We start from the raw sequence: 20,971 nt of genomic DNA on the forward strand, positions 1-20,971 counted from the left end.
GATGTATGGACTCGATGTTCTCGTCCGGGGCGTGCCGGGAAAAACCGCGACGCACGGCGGACTCGGCTGGAGCACCCTTGCACTGCTGAGAGACGGGGAGCGCACGGTCCTCGTCGACACGGGACCGCCGCAGTACATCTCGATCATCCACCGTGAGCTCGCCCGCTTGGGCCTCGAGCCGGGCGATGTCACCCACATCCTGGCCACGCATCTGCACTGGGATCACGTGAGCAACTTCACGATGTTCCCAAATGCGGCAGTCGTGGTGGGTCGGAACGAGTTCGAGTGGGCGTCGGCTCAGCCGCCAGGCACGCCGCTGGTCCCGGATCTGCACGTGCGGCGCCTCGCCGAGATGCTCGAGGAGAACGTCGTGCTGGTCGAGGAAGGCGAGGAGGCCCTGCCTGGGGTGGGTGCCCTCGTGACTCCTGGCCACACGCCAGGGCACGTGACCTATCGCGTGCAGACGACGGAGGGCGACGTTCTCTTCGCAGGTGACGCCGTCAAGAACCGGTACGAACTGTCAACCGGGATCGTCGATGCCTCTCTCGACTTCGCTGCGAGCCACGCGAGCGTCGAGCGACTCCGCAGGCTGATGACGGAGGAGCCGGCACTCGCGATGATCCCCGGTCATGACGTCCGATTGTCCGCTGCGGCCGGCGAGATCGTCGCCGTAGAGCCGCAGACCGTCCAGTTCTCGATGTTCCTTGACACGTTCAGCGGCGAGGTCGAGCGCGAGTTGCTCTGATGATATGCGGGGTGCTCTTGCCGAAGGGCAGGGTGGAGCGCCGCCAAGGCTGGCTGCCTTGGCGGCGCTCCGTCGTCTCCCGTGGCCGGGGTGGGGATACGGTGCGTCTGGTGACGCATGGTCCCCTCGAAACAGCAAGGTGACGAATCGGCACCCGGGCATGGGAGCGACCGTGCAGACGACGCTGCAGCACGAGGGCGGTGGGTGGGATCGCGCGCGTCGCCCACGACGGATCGGGCGAGATCGTCGGCATCCTCATTGCTCCGCCCGGCGCTCGGGGTCCGGCCTTCCCGGCCGCCCGGCGCAACAACCCCGGGATATTGTACTCGCGCGGCGCTACAAGTTGTGTTAGACATGTGGCACAACAACGCGATCGGAGTCGCCTGTGCTCAACAGAATCCTCAGCCTCAGCCCGTGGGAACCGGTGGCCGCAGCCTTCTCGTCGCCGCTGTTCTCGCTGTTCGTCGCGATGCTGATCACGCCCGTGGCGATCGTCATCGCCAGAAGCATCGACGACCGTCGCCGGTTCCCGGAGGTCGAGGCGACGGATGCCGCGGCGATCGCGGAGCGGTATCGGCCCGAGCGTCTCGCGGTCGGCATCGGGGCGGCACTGGTGGTCGTCGTCTTCGTGGTCGAGGTCATCCTCCGCGGGTACGTTCTGCCGCTCGTGAACGTGGTCGAGTGGTGGGCGTACGCCACCCCGGTCTTCGCCGCGTTCCTGAGCATCTCGGTCGTCGTCGCCCTCATCGTCATGCGCGGGTCGGCACGACCGGAGCAGCCGGTGCTCTCACCCGAGCGGCGAACTTGGCGGAGCTTCAGTTCCCAGGGCGCGCTCGCCGGCATCGGGCTGACGGCCGCTGCACTCCTCGTGACGACCATCGGTGCGGGGCTCGCGTCCTCCTCCGACGCGGACGGTCGGTTCATCTACCTCGAGCTCGTCGTGCTGAACCAGCCGGTCGACCCGGTTCGACCGTGGTTCTACGGCTGGGCGTACGGCGTGCCGGTGCTGATCAGCGTCGCTGCACTGCTGGCGGTGACCTGGGAAGCGCTCCGCCGCAACGCGATCCGGCCGTTCCGCCGGCCAGGCACCATCGAGGGCGAGCGGATGTCTCGAGCCGAAGTCGCCTCGGGCGTCGTCCGCATCGCGACCGCGGGCATGCTGCTGGCGCTCGCCGGTGCCTGGCGGTTCATCGACCGGGCGGGATCGATCGGTCGACTGATCGTGGACGGCGACGCTGGCGGGTCGTACGACACGACTTGGAAGTACGCCGAGTTCGCCGACGCGGGAGGCGCGCTCGCCCCGGCGCTCGAAGTGACGGCATTCCTCCTTCTCATCCTGGTGGCCACGCGGATGCTGCGCGCCAGACACCGTCGCGTCGCGGCCGAGCCAACCGATCGCCCGGTGGGGATCGAGGCCCTGCGATGACCGGGCAGCCAGTGCAGGCCGCCGACCCTGCAGGCGCTCGGCAGGCTGCGCCGGCCCAGTCGGTGCCTGTGCCCGACGACGCGAGTCCGGCGGTCGGCATCTACCGCCAGTTCCGGGGCCTCATCGTCTCGGGGCAGCTCGGAGCCGGGGAGCGCCTGCCCACCGTGCGGCAGACTGCCGCCGATCTCGGCGTCGCACCCGGCACCGCGGCGAAGGCTTACAAGCTGCTCGAGCGCGACGGGCTCGTCGTGACGCGTACCGCCGCGGGCACCCGAGTCGCGCCAGAGGCGTCGGTGCTCCCGCTCACGGTGGTACGAGGCATCCGCTCGCTCATCGTGGAGGCCGAGGCATCCGGTGCGAGCCTCGACGACGTCATCGACGTGCTGCGCCTGGTATGGCAGGGCGGCGGCGGCGACGGCGCCTGACTTGAGGCGCGCAACCGTTGCGGCCCACGGGCCGCGGTGGCAGGCTCGCGGCATGGGCGAGACAACGGACGAACGACCGCCGACCCGCGAACTGGACGCGGCGGAATGCTGGCAGCGCATCGGCGACGCGCCGTACGGGCGGGTCGCGGCCGAGGCGGCCGGGGAGATCGACATCTTCCCGGTGAATCATGCGGTGGCCGACGGCACCGTCGTGTTCCGCACGGCGCCGGGCACGAAGCTGCTCGAGCTCACGATCCGGCACCGGGTCGCGTTCGAGGTCGACGGCACCGACGGGCGCGAGGCGTTCAGCGTCGTCGTCAAGGGCGACGCCGAGGAGTTCGACCACGAGGCCGAGGTGCACGAGGCCGAGCGGCTCGGCATCACGCCGTGGGCCCCGGAAGAGAAGGACCGCTGGGTGCGCATCACGCCGAGCGTGGTCTCGGGGCGCGCCTTCCAGTTGCCCGCCGGGGTCTGACGCCGCCGACGCCGCCGACCACCGAGACGCCGACGAGCGGATGCGTCGGGGCGAGGCATCCGCTCGGTGGTCCTCGCTGGAACGCCGCGGGGTCCTACGCTGGAGGCGGATCGTGCGCGGGGGCGCACGGCGGATCGGGGGGACCGTGACATTCCGCGATGCCTCGCAGCGAGCCCGAGCCCGAGGGCGGGCGGATGCCTCGCGGCGGGCGGATGCCGCAGGGCGGGCGGATGCCTCGCGGCGCCGCGCCGCGCTCACGCTCTCGTCGTTCGGCTGGGCGTTCGCGGTCGGCGCCGGGCTCGCGGCATCCGTTCTCGTGACCTCGCCCGCCGTGGCGGGGGCGGTCGACGGCGCAGGGCAGGATGCGGGTGCGGTGGCGTCGGCGGTCGCACCGCGCGAACCCGCCCCCGTCGAGACGGCCGAGCCCGACCCGCTCGAGCCGACGCCCACCCCGACCCCGACCCCGACGCCGACCCCCACCGAGACGGTCGACCCGCTCGAGCCCACCGAGTCGCCCGATCCCGAGACGGTCCCGCCGACCGAGACATCCGTGCCGACCGAGACCGCACCGGTCGAGCCCGCGCCGACCCCCACGCCGACCGAGACGCCCACGCCGACGCCCACACAGGTTCCCGCTGTTCCGCCGGCGGCGGCCGATCCGACGACCTCGGTGCTGTCGTGGGTGATCGCGGCGGTCGTGCTCGTCGTGGCCGCGGGCATCCTCGCGATGGTCGGCCGGCGCAGTCCGGGCACGCGCACGAACGGGCTCATCCTGCCGAGCACCTCGGGCTCGACGTCGGTCATCGGTGCCGCCGCCCCGACCGCGGTCGATATCGAGCAGACGCAGGCGGCCATGGAGGACATCGGCCAGGCGATGACGGATGCCGGGTACTCGGTCGTGACCGTGCGCCAGACGCTCGAGGACATCGCCCGCGCCAACGGCGTGATCGACACCGAGATCATCGTGTTCCCGACCGCGTTGTTCGTCGCCGCGCGCGGCGAGGGCGCGATGCGCACGGGCGCGGTGGCGAGCGGCGAACGCGCCCTGCTGCTGCACCAGGTCGACGAGCTGCAGCACATCGTCGACGATGCGCGGGCGGGCTCCGTCGACCCGGCCGAGATCCGCGCCCGGATCCGACGGATGCGCGCCATGCCGCCGCTCTATTCACAACTGCAGCGGGGCGCGGCCTACGTGCTGCTGAGTGCGGGGCTCGCGGTGCTCCTCGGCGCCTCGTGGACGGGCGTCGTGTACGCGGCCGCGCTCGGAGCGGGCGTCGGCGCCGTGCTGCTCGCGGGGGAGCGCCTCGCGGGGCGCTACCAGGCGCTGCTCACGGTCGGCATCTCGTTCGCGGTCGCCCTCATCGTGCTGCTGGGGCTCCGACTCGGGCTCGATTCGGGCGTGCTGCCGGCCCTCATCGCGCCTCTCGTGGTGCTGCTGCCCGGCGTGCTGCTGACGACCGGCTCGATCGAGCTCGCGACCGGCCAGATGGTCTCGGGCGCCGGACGGCTCGCGGCCGGCGGCATGCAGCTCGTGCTGCTCGCCGTCGGCATCGTCGCCGCGGGCGCATTGGTCGGCATCCCGTCGCTCGAGGTGGCGTCGTCGGCGACGACGCTCGGAGTGATCGCGCCCTGGATCGCGGTCGCCGTGTTCGGCGTCGGCATCGTCGTGTACCGCTGCGCGCCGCGCTCGTCGCTCGGCTGGATCCTCGTCGTGCTCTACGTCGCATACGGTGCACAGGTGCTCGGAGCCCTGTTCTTCGGCGGTGTGCTCTCGGCCCTCATCGGTGCGCTCATCGCGACGCCGGTGACGGTGCTCGTCGCACGGCGTCCGTCGGGCCCGTCGGCGCTGGTGAGCTTCATGCCCGCCTTCTGGCTGCTCGTGCCCGGTGCCCTCGGGCTCGTCGGCGTCGCGACCGTGCTCGGTGGGGACAGCGGCGGAACCGGTTCGCTCATCACCACGGTGTCGACGGTCGTCGGCATCTCGCTGGGCGTGCTGGCCGGCACGGCGCTGTCGAGCCGGCTCGGGCGGCCGGTGCTCTGATGGCTGGGTGGTGACCTAGACTGCTGCCCGCGACATCCCCATCGCGCCGCACCGACGCGGCGGGGCCGAGGGGCTGATCGAACCGACCCGGAGGACGCCATGGGCTTCGCCGACTTCCTCTTCGGGATCGCCGCGCGCCAGCCGGCCGAGTACCGGCGGCTCCGAGGCATCCGTCGGCACATCTACACCCGCGTCGCGCCGCTGCGGGCCGAGATCGTGCGCTCGCCCGAGCCGATCGCGTTCGCCGATCTCGACCGATCCCGGTTCGAGCCGATGCGGCCGGGTTCGTCGTGGGGCGGGGTGTTCGACTGCGCCTGGCTGCGGATCACCGGCGACCTGCCCGCCGGGGTCGAACGCCCGGTGGTGCTGCTCGGCATCCGCGGCGAGGGCGCGGTCTACTCGGCAGGGGGCGAGCTGCTCGACTCGGTGAGCACGGTCTTCCAGCAGGGCGACCACCCGCACAGCGGCGGCAGATACCGCGAGGTGCAAGCCGCCGACCTCTCCGGCGGTCGCGTCGAGTTCTACGCCGATGTCGCCTACAACGGCTTCATCCTCTACGAGGTCGGGCGCGGGCGGTATCACGGCGCCCACCTCGCGACCCGCGACGACGAGGCGTACTCCCTCTATTACGACTACCTGACGCTCGTCGTGCTCGCGGATGCGACGGATGACGCGGGGCTGGCCGCCGAGCTGCGGCGCGACCTCGCGTCGGCGTGGGCCGCGTTCCGCGCCGGCGACGTCGTCGCGGCACGTGCGGCGCTCGCCCCGGCGCTCGCCGCGCCCTCGACGAGCGACTTCGTCTACGACGCCGTCGGCCACGGTCACCTCGACATGGCGTGGCTCTGGCCGCTGCGCGAGACGCACCGCAAGTCGGCCCGCACGTACATGCGCGCGATGAACGCCCTCGAGCGCCGGCCCGACTACGTGTACGGCACGAGCCAGCCGCAGCAGATGCACTGGATGCAGCAGGAGCATCCGGCCCTCTTCGACCGCATGAAGTCCGCCGTCGCCGACGGCCGCATGGAACTGCAGGGCTCGTTCTGGGTCGAACCCGACACGAACCTGCCGTCGGGGGAGTCGCTCGTGCGCCAGGCGCTCGTCGGCCGATCCTTCCTGCAGGAGCAGTTCGGCCTCACCGACGAGCAGCTGCGGCTGTGCTGGCTGCCCGACACGTTCGGGTACAACGGCAACCTGCCGCAGATCCTCAAGAAGAGCGGCATGGACTGGTTCCAGACGATCAAGCTCGCGTGGAACAAGACGAACGACTTCCCGCACCGCACCTTCACCTGGCAGGGCATCGACGGGTCGAGCGTGCTCGTGCACATGCCGCCCGAGGGCGACTACAACAGCCGCGCCGGTGCCGACAACCTGCTGACCGGCCTCGCGCGCTACCCCGAGAAGGCGCTCGAGACCGCCCTGCTCGTGTACGGCTCGGGTGACGGCGGCGGCGGACCCAACGAGATCCACCACGAGCTCACCGACCGCGAGCGCGACCTGCGCGGGTTGCCGAAGATCCGGATGTCGACGGCGGGCGACTTCTTCCGCAGGCTCGAGCAGCGCGAGATCTCGCACACCCATGTCGGCGAGCTCTACCTCGAGACGCACCAGGGCACGTACACGACGCAGGCGCAGATCAAACGGCACAACCGGCTCGTCGAGCGCAAGCTGCACGAGGTCGAGGCGCTCGCCGTGCTCACCGGCGACGACCACCGGCAGAGGCTCGCCGGCCACTGGCGAGAGGTGCTGCTGAACCAGTTCCACGACATCATCCCCGGCTCGTCGATCGCGCGCGTCAACCGCGAGGCGATCTCCACATACGAGCGCATCGAGGGCGAGCTCGACGCGTACGCGGCAGAGCTCATCGCGAGACTCCCGCAGCGCTCGTCGAGTGAAACCGTCTCTTCTGGTTACAGCGGGGTGGATGCCGCGGGCACGACGGATGCCTCGGGCACGGTGGATGCCCCGGGCACAGCGGATACCGCGGGCACGGCGGATGCCGCGGGCACGACGGATGCCCCGCGAACCGCCCTCAACCTCACGAGCCACGCTCGGGACGAGGTCGTGAAGGTGGGCGCCGCCTGGTATCGCGCAACGGTCGGACCGTTCGCGGCGGCCGAGCTGCGTCCGGCCGACGCGGCATCCGACCTCGCCTTCACCGACGACGGCCTGGGAAACGGCGTGATCGCCCTGCGGTTCGACCGCGACGGCGTGATCGTGTCGTGCGTCGACGCGACCGGCGCCGATCACGCGGGCGCCGGACTCAACCGCCTCGTCGTGCATCGGGACCCGTACGTCTGGCCGTTCAACGCCTGGGACATCAACCCCGACTATGTGAAGCGCCCGACGCACGTGCTGCGTATGTCGCATGTGGAATCCGGCATGGATGGCCCGACCGTGTGGCGCACGCAGGAGCACCGCTCGCGTTCGGTGACCGTTCGCCAGCGCATCGTGCTGGAAGCCGGCAGCGATGTCGTGCGCTTCGAGACCGAGGTGGACTGGCACGAGAAGCACCGCATGCTGCGCGCCGAGTTCCGGCCGACGCAGTACGGCGAGACGGTGCGCTGCGAGATCCAGTTCGGCCACATCGAGCGCGTCACGACCGAGCACGACTCGGTCGAGCAGGCGCAATTCGAGGTCTGCGCGCACAAGTGGATCGCCACCGAGGGCGACGGCGGGGGATTCGCCCTGCTCAACGACGCGAAGTACGGCCACCGTGCCAAGAACGGGCTGCTGAGCCTGAACCTGCTGCGTGCGCCGACCTTTCCCGACAGGACGGCCGACCGCGGCGCGCATCGCTTCACGTACGCGTTCACCCCCTTCGCCTCGGGCGATCTCGCGAAGGTCGTGCGCGAGGCGTACCGCCTGAACAACCCGCTGCACCTCACCGATGGTGCGGGCTTCGGCCCCGCGGCATCCGTCGACGACCCCGGCATCGTGATCGAGACCCTGAAGCGCGCCGAGCAGGGCGACGGCATCGTGTTGCGCCTCTACGAGAGCCTCGGACGCGCGACGACGACGGCGCTGCGGGTCGAGATTCCGGGGGCCTCGATACGCTCCGCTCCTCGACCGGCGTCGACGGCGGTCGAGACCGATCTGTTGGAGCGCCCGGCAGGGGCCGCGGAGCAGGTCGACCTCGACCGGCTCGAGTTCGGCCCCTTCGAGATCAAGACCATCCGGTTAGAGACCCGCCCGTGAGCCAGACGACGCAGACCACGATCGCCCCTCGCACGCAGGCGCGGGCCGTGGTCACGGCGGGGTTCGGGCAGAACTTCGTGCTCACGACGGTGTCGACGTTCATCCTCGTCTACCTGCTGCAGTACGCCGGCATCAGCAGCGCGGGGCTCGCCGCCGTCACCGTGATCATCACCGTGTCGAAGTTCATCGACGCCGTGACCGACCCGCTCATGGGCAGCATCGTCGACATGACGAGGTCGCGGTGGGGCAAGCTGCGACCATACATCCTGTTCTCGGCGGCACCGGTCGCGGTGCTCTCCGGCCTGATGTTCTCGGTGCCCGACGTCGCCGAACCCGCGAAGATCGCGTTCTTCGGCGTCACGTACATCCTCTGGAGCCTCGCGTACACGGTCTGCGACGTGCCGTTCTGGGGGCTCATCGGCTCGGCGTTCGTCGACCCCGAACGGCGCACGCGCGTCATCGGCAGCGTGCGCGCCTTCGGCTCGATCGCCCTCGGACTCTCCACGCTCGGCATGCCGTGGATCGCGAGGCTGCTGAGCTTCGGCCCCGAGACCACGGGCGGCGGGTGGACCCTCGCCGTGTTCCTCACCTCGTTCCTCGGCATGGGCGTGTTCCTGCTGGCGTTCTTCTTCACGCGCGAGCGCGAGACCGCCGCGGCATCCGACGGTCTCAGCGTTCGCCAACTCGTCTCGACCCTGTTCAAGAACAAGGCCCTGCTGACCGTGCTGCTCGCCTCGGTGCTCGGCTTCGGGCGGTTCATCGTGCAGGCGGGCGGCGCGCTCTTCGTCGTGATCGCCTACGGCGACGAGGGGGCGTTCACGCTCGTCGGCGCGGCGATCATCCTCGGCATGGTGATCTCGTCGTTCACGAGCCCACTGCTGCTGCGCCGGATGTCGGGACGACGCGTGATGGTGTGGAGCTCGCTCGTCGCGGCCGCGCTCTACCTGCTGATGTTCGTCGTCGGCTTCGCGAACCTCGCGGTGCTGCTCGTCTTCATCTTCCTCACCGGACTCATGCTCGGGGTGTTCCTCGTGACGCAGGCGAGCATGATCGCCGACTCGGTCGACGACGCCGAGCGGCGCCTCGGCGTGCGCAACGACGGCATCTCGTTCGCCTCACTCACCTTCGTGTCGAAGATCATGAACGCACTCGCGGTGCTCGTGTTCGGCGTGTTCGTCGTGATCGCCGGGTACGAGCGCGGCGTGACCGTGACGCCCGACATGCAGCAGACGGTCTTCATCGCGCTCACGATCGTGCCGGCGATCAGCTGCGTGCTGTCGGCGGTGCCGTTCATGGTGCGGCGGCGGGCGATCGCGGCCTGAGTCGGCCGGGGCTCCGCTCTTCGGCGGGCGGTCAGGCGTCCTGCGCGCAGCGGAACCCGATGTGCGACATGCCCGTGTCTTCTGCCTGGGGTGAGCGGGCCGCCGGGCGGAAGCGCAGGCAGTAGTCGGGCGAGCAGAGGTGCGACCCTCCCTTGAGCACGCGCCGCGGGATGTCGGCGAACCCCTCCTGCGCGCTCGCCGCGGCGAGCAGGTTCTGCCGCTTTCCGGCGTCGACGGGGGAGTCCGACAGCCGAAGGTGCCGCGGCGTGTAGTAGTCGGTCGTCCACTCCCAGGTGTTGCCGATCATGTCGTAGAGCCCGTAGCCGTTGGGCGCGTACGACCCGACGGGCGCGGTGCCGCCCCAGCCCTGGTTGTCGTACGGGAAGTGCCCGATCCACGAGTTCGCCTGCGGCACGCCTCCGGGGTAGGCCTCGTCGCCCCAGGCGAAGCGCGCGCCCTCGAGGCCGCCGCGGGCCGCGTACTCGTGCTCGGCCTCGGTGGGCAGGCGCTTGCCGGCCCAGGCAGCGTAGGCCGTGGCATCCGCGTATGCGATGTGAACGGCCGGATGCCGCAGCCGGTCGTCGATGCCCGAGCCGGGTCCGAACGGGCGGCGCCAGAAGGCGCCGGGTTGCCAGCGCCACCAGTTGCGCCAGTTGCCGAGGTCGACCGGGCCCGAGGTCGGGGTGAAGACCATGGCGCCGGGCACGAGGTCGGCCGGGTCCGCCCCGGGAAAGGCGGCGGGATCGAGCTCGCGCTCGGCGACCGTGACGTAGCCGGTGTCGTCGACGAAGCGCGCGTAGTCCTCGTTCGTCACCTGGTGGCGGTCGATGCGGAAGTCGGCGACAGCGCGCTCGTGCACCGGGCGCTCGTCTGGGTAGAACTCGTCACTGCCCATCTGGAACGTTCCCCCAGCGATGAGCACCATGTCGTCGGTCACCGTTCCACCGTAGCCGTCGCAGGGTGGGTCGCCGCCTGCGCGTTCACCGATGATTCGCTCGCGGCCATGGCTCGCGGACCGGCCACGGTGCTTGGATTGGGTCGGGGCGTCGAAGGCGATCGCCCGGCATCTCGACGAGGGGAAGACATGTCCGACAAGCCGAACATCCTGATCATCTGGGGCGATGACATCGGGATCAGCAACCTCAGCACCTACTCGGACGGGCTCATGGGCTACCGCACACCCAACATCGACCGCATCGCGGCCGAGGGCGTGAAGTTCACCGACTACTACGGCGAGCAGAGCTGCACGGCGGGTCGAGCCGCGTTCATCACCGGTCAGAACCCCTACCGCACCGGCCTCACGAAGGTCGGCATGCCCGGCGCGCCGCTGGGCCTGCAGGCCGAGGACCCGACGATCGCGACGGCCCTGAAGGCGCAGGGGTACGCGACGGGCCAGTTCGGCAAGAACCACCTCGGCGACCGCGACGAGCACCTGCCGACCGCGCACGGCTTCGACGAGTTCTTCGGCAACCTGTACCACCTGAACGCCGAGGAGGAGCCGGAGCACCCCGACTACCCGACCGACGAGGAGTTCCCGGGCTTCAGCGAGAAGTTCCGGCCGCGCGGGGTGCTGCACGCCTGGGCGAACGGCGACGGCACACAGCGCATCGAGGACACCGGTCCGCTGACGAAGAAGCGCATGGAGACCGTCGACGAGGAGTTCCGCGACGCGGCATCCGACTTCATCAAGGCGAAGGCCGAGGAGGACACGCCCTTCTTCGTATGGTTCAACTCGACGCACATGCACTTCCGCACGCACACGAAGGAGGAGAGCAAGGGTCGCGCCGGGCGGTGGCAGTCGAACTACCACGACACGATGCTCGACCACGATGACGTCGTCGGGAGCCTGCTCGACCTCATCGACGAGCTCGGCCTGGCCGAGAACACCATCGTCATGTACTCGACCGACAACGGTCCGCACATGAACAGCTGGCCCGATGCCGGCATGACCCCGTTCCGCAACGAGAAGAACTCGAACTGGGAGGGGGCCTACCGCGTGCCCGCGATGGTGCGCTGGCCGGGGCACATCCCCGCGGGCAAGACGCTCAACGGCATCGTGAGTCACAACGACTGGTTCGTGACGCTGCTCGCCGCGGCAGGCGACCCCGATGTCGCCGATCGGCTGAAGGAGGGCACCGAGCTGAACGGCGTCGAGTACAAGGTGCATCTCGACGGGCACAACCAGCTCGACTACATCACGGGCGAGACCGAGGTGAGCCCGCGCCGGCACTTCTTCTACGTGTCGGACGAGGGCGACCTGACCGGGCTGCGCTTCGACAACTGGAAGATCGTGTTCCTCGAGCAACGCACGCAGGGCACGCTCGCCGTTTGGCTCGACCCCTGGGTGGTGCTGCGGGCACCGAAGCTCTTCAACCTGCGAACCGACCCGTACGAACGGGCCGACATCACCTCGAACACGTACTACGACTGGATGATGGAGCGCATCTTCCTCTTCGTACCGGCGCAGAGCTACGTCGCGCGCATGGTGGGTTCGCTCAAGGAGTTCCCGGCGCGGCAGAAGCCCGCCTCGTTCACGATCGACCAGGTGCTGGCGCAGCTCGAGTCGGTGGCGGGCAACTCCTAGGGGCGGATGCCGCGGGCGCGACCGTCTTCGGGCGCGCCCGCGTTCGGGCGGGGATGTTCCCCGGAAGCATGCGGCACTTCGGCACTTCGGCACTTCGGCACCGCTTTTCGGAGGGACATCCGCCCGGCGTCCGCCTGGGGCGCCGGAGCCGGTCACTCGAGCCGAATCTCTTGCTCGGTCCTGGCTGATCGTGACAAGCGCGACGGCGGTCATCGCTGAGCGTGCACCGCCGACGCCATCCAGCGGTCGCGGGGCATGAAGGCGAGCTGGCCCTGCTTGTCGGGCAGCGAGATCACCGGCCCGGCGATGAAACCGATACGAGTCATGCGGTTGACGGCACCGTCGTTGTTCACATCGGGCTCGACCACGAGCCGTCGCGCGCCCGGCGATGCGAAGAGGAAATCGCCGAGCACCCGCGAGATGCGCGTCGTGAAGGCGTCGACGGGCGCGCCGCGGTCGCCGATGAAGAAATGCAGGCCGACGTCGCCCGGCTCGACCTCGTAGCACTCGCCCACGGGGTCGTGCTCGGGCTCGTACGTCTGCAGCAGCACCACGGGCGTGCCGTCGCGGAACACGAGGAACGCATGATGCGTCTCGAGCGAGTCGACGTACGCGTAGAGCTCGCGCAACTCCTGCCGCGAGAGCGCGCCGAGGCCCCAGAACCGCGCGCGCGGCCGGGTCACCCAGTCGTGGATCACGTCGAGATGCGCGTCGGGGTCGAGCCCGACCACCTCGATCGTGCCGAGGGCGGCGTCGTGCGCGGTGTGCACGAGTTCGCCGGGGCGTCCGGTGGCGAGGCGGTCGGACGAGCGATGGGCGGATGTCGCGGTCATGATGTCCCTTCAGCAGGTCGGTCGAGTAGGCGAGTCAGTGCCGCATCGAGACCCGCTCGATGCAGGGTCCCGATGCGTTTCGCTACTCGTCCGGCGGGGAGCCGAGAGGGGCGGCGTCGCCGCGACCCAGTCGGGGAGCTGGTCGGCGAAATGCGGCGACGACGGATCACCGGAGGCGCCGAACGGCACACCCCATCGGCTGCGGTCGCGGTCGCCGAGGTCCCAGGCCCAGCGGGCGACCGAGCCGCGCCAGCTTCGTCGGGTCACGCCCGGCGTCGACCCCGTGCAGCGCACGGTCTCGCCGTCGCCGGAGAGGGCGGCCCCGAGATCGTCGCCCGGGTCGGCGGCACCGGGAACATCGACGAAGACGTGCAGCGGCAGCATCCGATGCTCATCGCCCCAGACCTCGGCAGGGCGAGCGGATGTCGCGGCGAGGGCGTCGTGCACGAGCCGGTCGCGCTGCCCGGCAAGGGGTGGAGCCTCGAGCAAGCGAGGGAGCGCGGCGGCGATGCGCCCGCGCACGCTCATCCACGGATCGTAGATCGCCCCGAATCCGTGCGGGGAGTGCAGGGGCGCGAACTCGGGCAGTGCGACGATGCGTGCCACGAGCTCCTCGCGGAACGCCGCGAACCGCGCGGCCGCGGGCGAGTCGGCGGCCATGACGCCGTCCCACGCGCGCAGCTCGGCGCAGACGAGCCGCACGTCGGCGGTGGTGGCCGGGTCGTGGTCTCGATACGGCGCCGGCGCGCCTACTCGACCGGCGGTGGCGGGGGCGCCGGTCGAGGAGCGGAGCGTATCGAGATCATCGGCACCGGGCTCGGCCGGCAGCAGCGCGAGCCAGTCCTCGAGCCCGCCGAGAAGCGCATCGCCCCAGATCTGCCCGAGGTCGTCGACCGCACGGGGGCGGCGGGTGTCGAGCAGCTCGCGGATGCGGCGGGCGCGGTGCGGCGGCGCGTAGGCCAGGCCGAGATCCAGCTCGGGCCGCGTCGGACGCTCGTTCGCGTCGACGGCAACCGTACGCACGACGGCGGGCGGCGGCATCCGTCGGTCTTCGACCGGTCGCGCGACCGTGGCGTCCAGCGGGAGGCGGCGTTCGGAACGGGCGCGTTCGGGGGCACGGCCGACCGTCGCCGAGAGCACGGCGCCCTGCCGGTCCGCGGCGAGCACGCGGTTCACGGGATCGACCCAGGCACCGAACGCGCCGATCACGTCGGCGGCCGTGCGCGCGCGGAGGAGGGGCAGCAGCGCGCCGAACCCGAGGTCGGCCCCGGCTCGGGCGGGCATGCGCACGCTCCACGCGTCGAAGTCGCCGTCGGGCCGGGCGACGAGGTCGGTGACGACCGTGCCGCGTTCCGTCTCGATCGCCTCGACCTCGACGGGGTCGCCGCCGCGCACCTCGACCGTCGCGCGTTCGACGGATGCCTCGCGCCAGCCGTCGGGGCCGAGCGCCTCGATGCGGTCGCCTGCCGAATCTGCAGGGTCTCGATACGGCGCTGGCGCGCCTCCTCGGCCGGCGTTCGGGGCCGGCGCGCCTCCTCGGCCGGCGGGCACGCGTCGCAAGCGCTCACGGAACACGTCGACGCCGTGCGCGACCGCGTTCGTGACACCCCAGGCCGCATGCCCGGTGTGGCCGAAATGCGCGACGCCCGGCACTCCTGGGAACGCGAGTCCGATCACGTCGAACTCGTCGCAGGCGAGTCCGATCTGCTGGTAGACACCGGGCAGTTCGAAGATGCGGTGCGGATCGCCCGCGAGGATCGGGAAGCCCGACGCCGTCTGCGATCCGTGCAGCGCCCACGCGTTGCTGCCTGAGGAGGGCGCACTGCTGCCGGAGGAGCCGTCGTCGGTGCCCGCGAGCACGTCGACCCATTCGTCGCCGAGTGTCTGCGAGACGTGCTCGGACCAGAGCAGGCTCGGGAACGACGAGAAGAGCGCATGCGCGACGTGGAGTATTCCGAGCGGGGCATGCTCGGGCCAGGCGTCCAGTGTCGCGCGCTCGCCGAAGAGCTCGTCGAGCTCGGTGAACTCGGCCGCCCGTGCTCCGACCCCGCGCATGCCGAGACGCACGCCGTCGACGTAGGCACGCACGAAGGCGCGGTCCTCGTCGCCGAGTGAGGCGAACGCCCGACGGGCGGTGTCATCGAGGCGTGCGCGACGCGCGAACACGTCCCAGTCCAGTCCGGCGTGGCCGATCAGCGCGGCGAGCGTGCCCTCGGCGCGGCGACGATCGACCTCGATCTGCCATGCGCGGTCCTGCGCCGTCACCTCGCCCTGCGCGGCGGCGAGCTCGAACGCGTCGCCGCCGCGCAGATGGGGAATGCCGAGGTCGTCGCGGGCGACTCCACCGGCCACGGTCACGCCGTCACGGTCGGGGAGCCCGCCGCCGCGGCATCCGCCCCGTGATCGCCCGAGGCGAGCACCCGCCGGAACCGGCGCGACCGGGCGATCGGATTCGGCATCTCGCCCGCGTAGATGAGCGACTCGGACTGGTTCGCGAGGTCGACCATCTGCAGCGTGTTGCGCAGCTGCAACCGGTTCAGGCAGGAGTGCGCGAACGTCTCGGCGCGCAGGTCGATGCCAGACGCGAGCTGCGGATGCTGCGCCTCGTGCTCGTCGACGCACTCGGCCACGAGCGCCCAGAACGCGTCTTCGTGCAGCGTGCCGTCGACGTGCAGGATGCCCGCGAGATGCCGCAGCACGCCGTCGAACACGTCGGTGAAGACGGCCAGCGCCTTCTCGTCGTCGTCGACCTCGGCGATGATGCGCTGCACGTCCTCGGGCACGGGCGGCGTTCGGCCGCCAGCGCCGATGCGGCGTGTCGACAGCAGGGCGACCTCCTCGCCGATGTCCTTCATGAACACGCCCACGGGCACCGCGTCCTCGAGCACGAGGATGAGGTTCTCGCCGTGCGGCATGAACGCGAGGTCGTAGGCGCGAAGGCAGTGCACGATCGGGCGTACATACGCGTGGAGGTATGCGCGCACCCACTCGGCGGCGGGCAGGCCGGATGCCTCGACCAGCGCAGTCGCGACCGAGTCGCCCGCGGCGTCCCGGTGCAGCAGCGCGGCCATGGTGCTGAGCCGCTGGTCGGGCGAGATCTTCGGCACCGGACTCTCGCGCCAGAGGGCGGCGAGCATCTTGCGGTGCGGCGACACCGTGCGCGTGCGGTGGTACGCGTCGCCCGTGTAGCCGATCGAGGCGTGCTCGCGCAGCACCCGGAACCCGGCGTCCTCGAGCGTCTCGTCGGCGCCGACGAGTTCGGCCACCCAGTCGTTGATCGCGGGCGTCACCCGCATGTAGGCGGGGGAGAGGCCACGGAGGAACCCCATGTTCTGGATCGACAGGGCGGTCTTGACGTAGTCGAGCCCCCAGTCGTCGGCATTGAACATCGTGCGCAGCGACTGCTGGGCGAGATACCGGTCGTACCCTTCGCCGAGGAAGACGAGGTTCTGCTTCGCGAGGTCGGGCGCGAAGGTGATCGCGATGCGGTGCTCCCACTGCCACGGGTGCACCGGCAGCAGCAGGTAGTCGGCGGGGTCGAGGCCGGCCTCGGTGATGCGGGCCTCGAGCGCGGCGTGCTGCGCTGAACCGAGCTGATCGCGCAGGAACGTGCGCGCCTCGAGCCCGTCGCCGAGCGCGAAATGCGTGAACTCGCGCCGCGCGGCGAGCCAGACGAGGTGGAACGGCTGCGCCGCCTCGGGCGCGTAGGCCGAGTACTCCGAGACGCCGAAGCCGATGCGCCCGTTGTTCGCGACGAAGCCCGGATGCCCTTCGGTCATCGCCGCCTCGATGCTCTGGAAGTCGGCGCGCGCGAGCTCGGCGGCGGTGGGCCCGCCCTGCGTCAGCTTGAACGCAGTGCTCGCGAGCGTCGAGGCGATCTCCTCGAGGTAGGTCGCGAGCAGGCCGTCGGGAACTTCGAGCAGCGGCTGCAGCTCGATGATGAACGCCTGCGCATCGAGCGGAGTCGGGGTGTCGTCGACGAACCGCTCGAGCGTCGGCTCGTCGACCACCCAGTGCTCGAGCGCGAGCCGGTCGGCGTCGAAGCGGTACTCCACGCGTCCGCCGTCGAGCGCGAGGCGCCACGAGCGAGCGGATGCCTCGGGGCCGGCCCCCGGCTCGGGCGCGAGCAGCCGCTCGTGCGTGAACTCGGCGATGGCCTTGGCGACGAGATGTCGCTGGGCGCGCGCCATCGCGGTCGAGGTCAGGTGGGCTGCGGGGTGGGCCGAGCGGGTCATGCGTTCGCTCCGAGTCGTTCGTGGTCGGGCAGGGATCCGAGGGCGGATGCCGCGAAGTCGGCGCGCGTGCACACCGAGAGGCTCGCCCGCTTGACGTGGTCGCCCTCTGGCACGTCGACCTCGCCGAGCACGCGGAACCCCGCGCGCGCGTTCTTGGCCGCGATGCGCTCGTTGCGCACGTCGGGCTCGACGACGACGCGCTCGGCGCCGAGCGCGTCGAAGCACCACCGCATGACGGAGGCGAACACGGCGTCCGTCAGGCCATGGCGGGCGTGGCCGTCGGCCGGGGCGACGAGCACGTGCATGCCGAGGTCGCCGGGCCGGGCGTCGTGGATGCCGACGAGCAGAACCTCGGCGGGGTCGTACGTCTCGACGAGGAAGGCGGGCTCGCCGTCGATCGTGCCGAGCCAGGAGTCCTGGTGGGCGTCGGTCACGACGTCGGCGAGATAATCGGCCACGGCGTCGACGCCGAGCTGCTGCATGCCCCAGAATGCGAACTTCGGATGCGACAGCCACCGCTGCACGACCGGCGCGTCGAGGCGCGCATGCGTCGGCCGGATCTCGATCTCGTAGTCGCTGACGGCGGTCATCGCAGCGCCTCCCGTGCAAGCGAGGCATCCGCTCGCACTGAGGCATCCGCTCGCACTGCAGCGTCGGCGGGCACGCCGAACTCCTGGAACGCGATGCGGCGTTCGAGCGGGTAGATCTCGTGCCCGCAGATGTTCGCGATGATCTGCGCGTTGCGCCAGGCGCCGAACCCGAGGTCGGGCGCGGTCAGGCCATGCGTGTGCTCCTCGGCGTTCTGCACGAAGACCCGGCCACAACCTGCGTCGACGCTGTAGTCGCGGGCGACGTCGAGCCGGCCGAGGTCGTCCCAGTCCAGTCGGTCGCGCAGCGGTTCGAGGAAGGCCGGCACCTGCGCCGAGTATCCGGTCGCGAGCACGAGTGCATCGGTCTCGCGCTCGTGCTCGGCCTCGAGCTGCGCGTGCCGCAGGCGCAGGCGGAAGCGGGTGCCGTTCCACGAGGCATCCGTCAGCTCGGTGTCGGTGAGCAGGGTCGTGGGCACAGGGCCCGATGCGCTCAGCTCGTAGAGGGTGTCGTAGATCTCGTCGATGAGCTCGCCCGAGATGCCCTTGTAGAGCCCGCGCTGCTCTCGGCCGAGCCGCTGACGCAGCTCGAGCGTCAACCCGTGGAAGTGGTCGGTGTACTCGGGCGAGGTCATCTCGAGCGTGAGCTTCGTGTACTCCATCGGGAAGAACCGCGGAGAGCGGGTGACCCAGTCGACGCGGTAGCCGTCATCGCCGGTTGGGCGGGTCGTGTCGTCTGCCCGCACGCCGCCGAGCAGGTCGCGGTAGATCTCGGCGGCCGACTGCCCGCTGCCGACGACCGTGATCGACCCGCTCGCCCGCAGGCGCTCGCGGTTCGGCAGGTACTCGGAGCTGTGCACGACGAGCCCGGGCAGGTCGCGCAGCGCCGGCGGGATCGACGGGCTCGTGCCCACGCCGAGCACGACATGCCGCGCGGCGTAGGTCTCGAGGTCGCCGGTGCCGAGGTGGAGCGCGGTGACCGTGTAGACGTCGTCGGCCTCGTCGTGCTCGACCGAGATCACCTCGCGACCCCAGCGCAGCGAGGGCAGTTGGTCGCTCGCCCAGCGGCAGTACGCGTCGTACTCGGCACGCAGCGGGTAGAAGCTCTCGCGGATGTAGAACGGGTAGAGCCGCCCGCTCTGCTTGAGCCAGTTCAGGAACGAGAACGGCGAGGTCGGATCGGCCATGGTCACCAGGTCGGCCAGGAACGGCACCTGGATCGTCGCGCCGTCGAGCATCATGCCGTGGTGCCAGGCGAACCCGTCGGCGCGGTCGAGGAACACGGCGTCGAGCGCGAGCGGCTCGACGAGGCAGGCGAGCCCGAGATTGAACGGGCCGATGCCGATGCCCACGCCGTCGTGCACGCGGGCGGCGGGCCGGGTCGGGCTCATGCCACGACCTCCACATCACGCAGGTCGACCAGGGCGGTCGCGGCATCCTTCACCAGGTCGAGGACCCGACGGATGTCTCCCGCCGAGGTCGCCGGGTTCAGCAGCGTGAGCTTCAGGCAGGGGCGCCCGTCGATGACGGTCTTGGCGACGAGCGCGCGGCCCGACTCGAACAGCACGCGGCGCACCTGCGCGACGAGGGCGTCCTGCGTCGCCTCGTCGACGCCCTCTGGGCGAACGCGGAACAGGACCGTGCTGAGTTGGGAGCGGCCGATGAGTTCGAGCTCGGGGTCTGCGTCGATCTCGTCGCCGACGGTCGCCGCGAGGTCGATGATCGCGTCGAACATGGCGCCCAGCCCGTCGGCCCCGATGGCGCGCAGCGTCGTCCACAGCTTCAGCGCGTCGAAGCGCCGGGTGGTCTGCAGGGACTTGTCGACCTGGTTGGGCTCCTCGTTCTCGAGCGGGTTCAGGTAGTCGGCGTGCCAGGCGGCCGCCGCGAGATCGCCGGGCTCGCGCACGACGATCGCGCTCGAGGACACCGGCTGGAAGAAGCTCTTGTGGAAGTCGACCGTGACCGACCGCGCCCGTTCGACTCCGCGGATCAGGTGACGGCGGCGCGGCGAGACGAGCAGGCCGCAGCCGTAGGCGGCATCCACATGCAGCCATACGTCGTCGGCATCGCAGTGGTCGGCGATCGCGTCGACCGGGTCGATCACGCCGCGATCCGTCGTGCCCGCGGTCGCGACGACGGCCATGGGGATGCGGCCGGCCGCGCGGATCGCCGCGAGGGAGGCGGCCAGTGCGGCGGGATCCATGCGTCCTTCGCCGTCGTCGGGAACGCTCACGACGGCGTCGTCGCCGAGGCCGAGGATGAGCGCGGACTTCTCGACGCTGAAGTGGCTCGACGCGGTGGCGAGGATGTTGAAGCGGGGCAGCACCTCGGCGCGCGAGCCGCCGTGGCGGGCCAACGCCCACTCGCGGGCGAGGAGCAGCGCGTGCAGGTTCGACTGCGTGCCGCCCGACGTGAACACGCCGTCGCCGGCGGCGAAGCCGATGCGCTGGGCGGTCCACTCCACGAGCCGGCGTTCCATGAGCGTGCCGACCGCGGACTGATCGTAGGTGTCGACCGACGGGTTGACCGCGGCGAGGATCGCCTCTGCCGCCACCGCGGGAAGCGCGACCGGGCAGTTCAGGTGCGCCGCGTACGCCGGCTCGTGGAACCAGATCGCGTGCTCGAGGAAGAGGCCGTCGACCTCGCGGAGCGCTTCGGCCGTGCCGACGCCCGAGGAGTCGAGGTCGACGGCGTCGACGAGCTGCTGCAGCTCGGCGCGGCTCGCGCCGGAGAAGGGCTGTTTCACGGTGCTCACGCGCGAGGCGACGAGGCCCGTGGCGAGGTTCACGTGGTCGGAGTACTCGGTGACGGTCGAACTCGTCAGCAGATCATGCATGTCTTGGCTCCCCGGTCGGTCGATAGGCCGGGGGTTAGCATAGCCTTACCTAACTCGAGCTCGTCAAGACGGCAAGCGCCTTCCCTCCCGTTCGGGGGTCATCGATTCGGAGAATGCCAGATCGGCGGGTGTTTCTCGCCGCCGTGAAATTCAGGGTAATGCTCGTATGCGTACGTATGGGCCGCGAGGTTGACCTAGCACCGCTCGGCGCGGGGTGAGTCGCAGCGCACGGTCAGAGGCGCTGTGCTGATCCGGCTGCACCAGACG

15 protein-coding genes are annotated in these 20,971 nt (G+C 70.7%); 8 read left to right on the forward strand and 7 right to left on the reverse strand.

The features are described from left to right. The first annotated feature begins 1 nt into the window (after position 1). The 7 genes from AC3IPY_RS00190 to AC3IPY_RS00220 all read left to right on the forward strand — a co-directional run bounded on the left by AC3IPY_RS00190 (position 2) and on the right by AC3IPY_RS00220 (position 9,629). Complete coding sequence (locus AC3IPY_RS00190) at positions 2-745, forward strand: MBL fold metallo-hydrolase (RefSeq protein ID WP_489185987.1); 744 nt, start codon at positions 2-4, stop codon at positions 743-745. Between the two features lie 385 nt (positions 746-1,130). Then, entirely contained in the window at positions 1,131-2,171 is a 1,041-nt protein-coding gene (locus tag AC3IPY_RS00195; protein ID WP_489185988.1) for a hypothetical protein, read from the forward strand. Next, the gene (locus AC3IPY_RS00200; RefSeq protein ID WP_489185989.1) at positions 2,168-2,596 is read left to right on the forward strand and encodes a GntR family transcriptional regulator; all 429 of its coding nucleotides are present in this window, start codon (positions 2,168-2,170) and stop codon (positions 2,594-2,596) included. The genes AC3IPY_RS00195 and AC3IPY_RS00200 overlap by 4 nt, the downstream gene beginning before the upstream one ends. Before the next feature lie 52 nt (positions 2,597-2,648). After that, a complete protein-coding gene (locus AC3IPY_RS00205) occupies positions 2,649-3,071 on the forward strand; it encodes a pyridoxamine 5'-phosphate oxidase family protein (protein WP_489185990.1) in 423 nt (140 codons plus the stop codon). A 145-nt stretch (positions 3,072-3,216) separates the two neighbouring features. Then, positions 3,217-5,112 carry a threonine/serine exporter family protein gene (locus AC3IPY_RS00210; protein ID WP_489185991.1) on the forward strand — a complete coding sequence of 632 codons (1,896 nt, stop codon included), beginning with the start codon at positions 3,217-3,219 and terminating at the stop codon, positions 5,110-5,112. A 99-nt stretch (positions 5,113-5,211) separates the two neighbouring features. After that, positions 5,212-8,307: an alpha-mannosidase gene (locus AC3IPY_RS00215; protein ID WP_489185992.1), complete on the forward strand. Its 3,096-nt coding sequence runs from the start codon at positions 5,212-5,214 to the stop codon at positions 8,305-8,307. Beyond that, positions 8,304-9,629: an MFS transporter gene (locus AC3IPY_RS00220; protein ID WP_489185993.1), complete on the forward strand. Its 1,326-nt coding sequence runs from the start codon at positions 8,304-8,306 to the stop codon at positions 9,627-9,629. Before AC3IPY_RS00215 ends, AC3IPY_RS00220 begins: the two co-directional genes overlap by 4 nt. 31 nt (positions 9,630-9,660) lie before the next feature. Here the strand turns inward: AC3IPY_RS00220 and AC3IPY_RS00225 are convergent, their stop codons facing one another. Next, positions 9,661-10,554 carry a formylglycine-generating enzyme family protein gene (locus AC3IPY_RS00225; RefSeq protein ID WP_489188382.1) on the reverse strand — a complete coding sequence of 298 codons (894 nt, stop codon included), beginning with the start codon at positions 10,552-10,554 and terminating at the stop codon, positions 9,661-9,663. A gap of 159 nt (positions 10,555-10,713) precedes the next feature. On the opposite strand from AC3IPY_RS00225, the gene AC3IPY_RS00230 reads away from it, so the two are divergent. Then, positions 10,714-12,213, forward strand: a complete 1,500-nt coding sequence (locus AC3IPY_RS00230) for an arylsulfatase (protein ID WP_489185994.1) — start codon at positions 10,714-10,716, stop codon at positions 12,211-12,213. Between the two features lie 209 nt (positions 12,214-12,422). Here AC3IPY_RS00230 and AC3IPY_RS00235 read toward each other — a convergent pair whose 3' ends face one another. The 6 genes from AC3IPY_RS00235 to AC3IPY_RS00260 are packed head-to-tail and all read right to left on the reverse strand — an operon-like array spanning position 12,423 to position 20,704. Next, positions 12,423-13,046: a GNAT family N-acetyltransferase gene (locus AC3IPY_RS00235; RefSeq protein WP_489185995.1), complete on the reverse strand. Its 624-nt coding sequence runs from the start codon at positions 13,044-13,046 to the stop codon at positions 12,423-12,425. Between the two features lie 9 nt (positions 13,047-13,055). Beyond that, positions 13,056-15,404, reverse strand: coding sequence for a penicillin acylase family protein (locus tag AC3IPY_RS00240; protein ID WP_489185996.1), 2,349 nt, complete (start codon positions 15,402-15,404; stop codon positions 13,056-13,058). Next, on the reverse strand, positions 15,401-17,281 hold the full coding sequence (locus AC3IPY_RS00245) for an IucA/IucC family protein (protein WP_489185997.1): 1,881 nt from the start codon (positions 17,279-17,281) through the stop codon (positions 15,401-15,403). The genes AC3IPY_RS00240 and AC3IPY_RS00245 overlap by 4 nt, the downstream gene beginning before the upstream one ends. Next, entirely contained in the window at positions 17,278-17,871 is a 594-nt protein-coding gene (locus AC3IPY_RS00250; protein ID WP_489185998.1) for a GNAT family N-acetyltransferase, read from the reverse strand. The genes AC3IPY_RS00245 and AC3IPY_RS00250 overlap by 4 nt, the downstream gene beginning before the upstream one ends. Further along, positions 17,868-19,259, reverse strand: coding sequence for a lysine N(6)-hydroxylase/L-ornithine N(5)-oxygenase family protein (locus tag AC3IPY_RS00255; RefSeq protein WP_489185999.1), 1,392 nt, complete (start codon positions 19,257-19,259; stop codon positions 17,868-17,870). Before AC3IPY_RS00255 ends, AC3IPY_RS00250 begins: the two co-directional genes overlap by 4 nt. Next, a complete protein-coding gene (locus AC3IPY_RS00260; protein ID WP_489186000.1) occupies positions 19,256-20,704 on the reverse strand; it encodes a pyridoxal phosphate-dependent decarboxylase family protein in 1,449 nt (482 codons plus the stop codon). Before AC3IPY_RS00260 ends, AC3IPY_RS00255 begins: the two co-directional genes overlap by 4 nt. Between the last annotated feature and the right edge of the window lie 267 nt (positions 20,705-20,971).

The sequence above is a fragment of the Agromyces sp. GL_144 genome (genome assembly GCF_057834305.1).